The organism is Longimicrobiaceae bacterium (assembly GCA_035936415.1).
Lineage (GTDB): Bacteria > Gemmatimonadota > Gemmatimonadetes > Longimicrobiales > Longimicrobiaceae > JAFAYN01.
Window position 1 is genome coordinate 1 of the sequence record DASYWD010000048.1, and the last position, 3825, is coordinate 3825.

At 72.5% G+C, this 3825-nt stretch carries 3 protein-coding genes; all 3 read left to right on the plus strand.

All coding sequences use genetic code 11. The features are described 5' to 3' along the window. The first annotated feature begins 173 nt into the window (after positions 1-173). The 3 genes from VGR37_02040 to VGR37_02050 all read left to right on the plus strand — a co-directional run bounded on the left by VGR37_02040 (position 174) and on the right by VGR37_02050 (position 3771). On the plus strand, positions 174-1145 hold the full coding sequence (locus tag VGR37_02040; GenBank protein HEV2146177.1) for a MoxR family ATPase: 972 nt from the start codon (positions 174-176) through the stop codon (positions 1143-1145). A 34-nt stretch (positions 1146-1179) separates the two neighbouring features. Then, on the plus strand, positions 1180-1548 hold the full coding sequence (locus VGR37_02045) for a hypothetical protein (GenBank protein ID HEV2146178.1): 369 nt from the start codon (positions 1180-1182) through the stop codon (positions 1546-1548). A 153-nt stretch (positions 1549-1701) separates the two neighbouring features. Continuing rightward, positions 1702-3771: a M13 family metallopeptidase gene (locus VGR37_02050; protein HEV2146179.1), complete on the plus strand. Its 2070-nt coding sequence runs from the start codon at positions 1702-1704 to the stop codon at positions 3769-3771. Positions 3772-3825 lie beyond the last annotated feature (54 nt).

Genomic DNA, 3825 nt, shown 5'->3' on the forward strand with positions numbered 1-3825 from the left:
GGGCCGCGCGACGCGCGCGGCGAGGGCGAGCTGCTGGAGCGGCTCGGCACCCGGCTCCCGGTGGGGCGGGAGGCCGCGCGCGAGCTGCGGCAGGAATGGGCGAAGGGCGACCGGGCGGACCTGGTCGCGCTCGCCCGCGACGTGGACCGACTCCTTTCCGAGGTGAAGCAAACGTGACGACGCTGATCCCCGACCCGGTGGGCGCGGAGCGCGCGGCCGAGGTCCTCCGCCGGCTCCGCGGCGTGGTGCTGGGGCAGGACGCCACCCTGCGGCAGATGCTGGTGGCGCTCCTCGCCGGGGGGCACGCCCTGCTGGAGGGCGTCCCCGGGACCGCCAAGACGCTGGCGATCCGCTCGCTGGCGCTGGCGCTGGACCTCCGCTTCGGGCGGGTGCAGTTCACCCCGGACCTGATGCCCACCGACCTCGTCGGCGTGAACATGCTGGACGAGGCGCGCCGCGAGTTCGTCTACCACCCGGGGCCGGTCTTCACCGACCTCCTCCTGGCCGACGAGATCAACCGCGCCCCCGCCAAGACGCAGGCCGCGCTCCTGGAGGCCATGGCGGAGCGCCAGGTGACCGTCGACGGCGCCACCCGCCCGCTCCCGGCCGCCTTCACCGTCTTCGCCTCGCAGAACCCGGTGGAGTACGAGGGCACCTACCCGCTCCCGGAGGCGCAGCTCGACCGCTTCCTCCTCAAGGTCACGGTCGGCTACCCCGGCGAGGAGGCGGAGCGCGCCATCCTGGACCGCTACGCCGACGGGTTCAGCGCCGACCGGACCGACACCTACGGGATCGAGCCGGTGATGACCGGGGCGGAGCTGCTGGAGCTGCGCGGCGCCGTGGCCGCCGTGCACGTGGAGCCCTCCGTGCGCGACTACATCACGCGGATCGTCCGGGCCACGCGCGAGGAGCCGAGCTTCGCCCTGGGCGCCAGCCCGCGCGCCGGGGTGGCGCTCTTCCTGGCCGGGCGCGCGGAGGCGCTGCTCTCCGGGCGCGACTTCGTCACCCCGGACGACGTGAAGACGCTGGCGCTCCCCGTGCTCCGCCACCGGGTGATGCTCACCCCGGAGGCCGAGGTGGAGGGGATGACGGCCGACGAGCGCATCTCCGCCCTGCTGCAGACGCTCCCCGCCCCGCGCGAATGACCGCGGGGCCGATCCCATCGCACCGGAAGAAACCATGATCAAGAAGCTGCTGGCGTTCGCGGCGGTGCTGGGGCTGCTCTTCCTGCTGAACCCGTCGGAGCCGCGGCACCGCGAGCGGTTCGCCGAGGGCTTCCGCGCGGACCACCCGGTGCTCAGCCTCTTCGGCGCCGACCGGGTGGTGCCCTCGCTGCTCTCCTATCGGAGCTACGGCGTGGTCTCGGTGGGACGGGTGGGAGAGCGGCTCGCCACCGTCGGCGTCCTGGGGATGGTGCACGTGCGCGAGCTGGAGCTGGAGCGGCTGGGCGAGGCGGCCCAGGCGCAGGGGAAGGGCGCGGTGAAGGGCTTCCTGGACGGGCTGGGCGCCGAGATGCGGGCGCGTCAGGATGGAGGAGCCGGGAAATGACCCGGATCGGCGCCAGGCCGGCCGCAGAATGGGCCCCGGTACATCGCGCACCGGGGCCCTTCGGGTTCCTATATGGGACCGAACAGGTTATGTTTCAATGCTGAACTAATCGCCCTCCGGGGCTCCTGAGTCGTCTCCCAACCCACTGCACCGATGACGCTTAGCTTTTATACGCGCTGGCTCTCCGGCGCGCTCGGGGCGGTCGTGCTCACGGCGTGCGCCGCTCCCGGCCCGCAGGCTCCGGCCGCGGCGGCGCCCGCGCCCCGCGCGCTCGCGCTCGGCATCGACACCGCCGGCTTCGACCGCTCGGTCCGTCCGCAGGACGACTTCTTCCGCTTCGCCAACGGCGGGTGGCTGAAGAACACCGAGATTCCCGCCGACCGCGGCAGCTTCGGCAGCTTCACCATTCTCCGGGAGCAGAGCGACTCCGCCGTCCGCGCCCTCGTGGAGCGGGCCGCGGCCACGCCGGACCGCGCGCCGGGGAGCGACCTGCAGAAGGTGGGCGACCTGTACCTGAGCTACATGGACACGGTGCGGATCGAGGCGCTCGGCATCGCGCCGGTCCAGCCGCAGCTCCGGCGCATCGCGGCGCTCTCCGACCGGGGCCAGCTCCCCGAGCTGTTCGCGCAGCTCCAGCGGGAGGGCGTGCAGACGCCGTTCGGCTTCGGCGTGCGGCAGGACCCGAAGAACGCCACCCGCTACATCGCCAGCGTGGGCCAGGGCGGCCTGGGCCTCCCCGACCGCGACTACTACCTGAAGTCCGACGCCAGCCTGCAGCAGACGCTCGCCGCGTACGAGCGGTACGCCGAGACGCTCTTCCGCCTGGCGGGAGAGCCGGACCCGGCGCGGGCCGCGAAGGCGGTCGTCGCGCTCGAGTCCCGGCTCGCCGCGAAGCACTGGGACCGCGCTCGCAGCCGCGACCGCGAGGCGACCTACAACCTCAAGACAGTGGCCGAGCTGGACCGGCTCACCCCCGGCTTCTCCTGGACGCGCTTCCTCGACGCGGCCGGCGCCGCGAGCACGCCCGGGGTCGTGGTGTCGCAGCCGGACTACCTCCAGGCGCTGGACACCGTCCTGGCGCAGACGCCGCTCCCGGCGCTCCGCCAGTACCTCACCTTCAAGGTGCTGGACGCCGCCGCCCCGGTCCTCCCCAGCCGCTTCGCGAAGGCGCGCTTCGACTTCCGCGGGCGGGTCCTGTCCGGGCAGGAGGCCGAGCGTCCGCGCTGGACCTCCGCCGTGGCGACGGTCAACGGCACGCTCGGCGAGGTGGCGGGCCGCCTGTACGTGGAGAAGCACTTCACGCCCGCGCAGAAGACGCGCATGCAGGAGCTGGTGGACAACCTGGTCGCCGCGTACCGCGAGGGGATCGACCAGCTCGAGTGGATGAGCCCCGAGACCAAGGCCGAGGCGCAGGCGAAGCTGGCCCGCTTCAACGTCAAGATCGGCTACCCGGACGAGTGGCGCGACTACTCTGCCCTGGAGATCCGCCCCGACGACGTCGCGGGGAACCTGCGGCGCGCGAGCGAGTGGCGCTTCGCCGAGATGGTGGACCGGCTGGGCAAGCCCATCGACCGCGGCGCCTGGGCGATGACCCCGCAGACGGTGAACGCGTACTACAGCTCGACGATGAACGAGATCGTGTTCCCGGCCGCCATCCTGCAGCCGCCGTTCTTCAACCCCGACGCGGACGACGCGGTCAACTACGGGGCGATCGGCGCGGTGATCGGGCACGAGATCAGCCACGGCTTCGACGACCAGGGCTCCCGCTCCGACGGCGAGGGGAACCTCCGCAACTGGTTCACGGAGGCGGACCTGAACGAGTTCAAGCGGCGCGGGGACGTGCTGGTGGGGCAGTACAGCGGGTATGAGCCCATCCCCGGCACCCCCATCAACGGCCGGCTGACGCTCGGCGAGAACATCGGCGACCTGAGCGGCGTCGCCATGGCCTACAAGGCCTACCGCCGCTCGCTGAACGGCCGGGAGGCGCCCGTGATCGCCGGCTTCACCGGCGACCAGCGCTTCTTCCTGGGCTTCGCGCAGATCTGGCGCACCAAGGAGCGCGAGGCGACGCTCCGCCGGCTGCTCCTCAGCGACTCGCACTCGCCGGGCGAGTTCCGCACCAACGTGCCGCTGAAGAACATCCCGGAGTTCTACACCGCCTTCGGCGTCAAGGAGGGCGACGGCATGTACCTTCCCCCCCAGCAGCGCGTGAAGGTCTGGTAGGCTGAAGGTGCGGCGGCAGGCAACAGGCGGGGTCCGGAGCGGTCTGCTCCGGAC

Coding starts and splice junctions, on each gene's coding strand:
- VGR37_02050 (HEV2146179.1), top strand. CDS start 1,702: ATGACGCTTAGCTTTTATACGCGCTGGCTCTCCGGCGCGCTCGGGGCG.
- VGR37_02045 (HEV2146178.1), top strand. CDS start 1,180: ATGATCAAGAAGCTGCTGGCGTTCGCGGCGGTGCTGGGGCTGCTCTTC.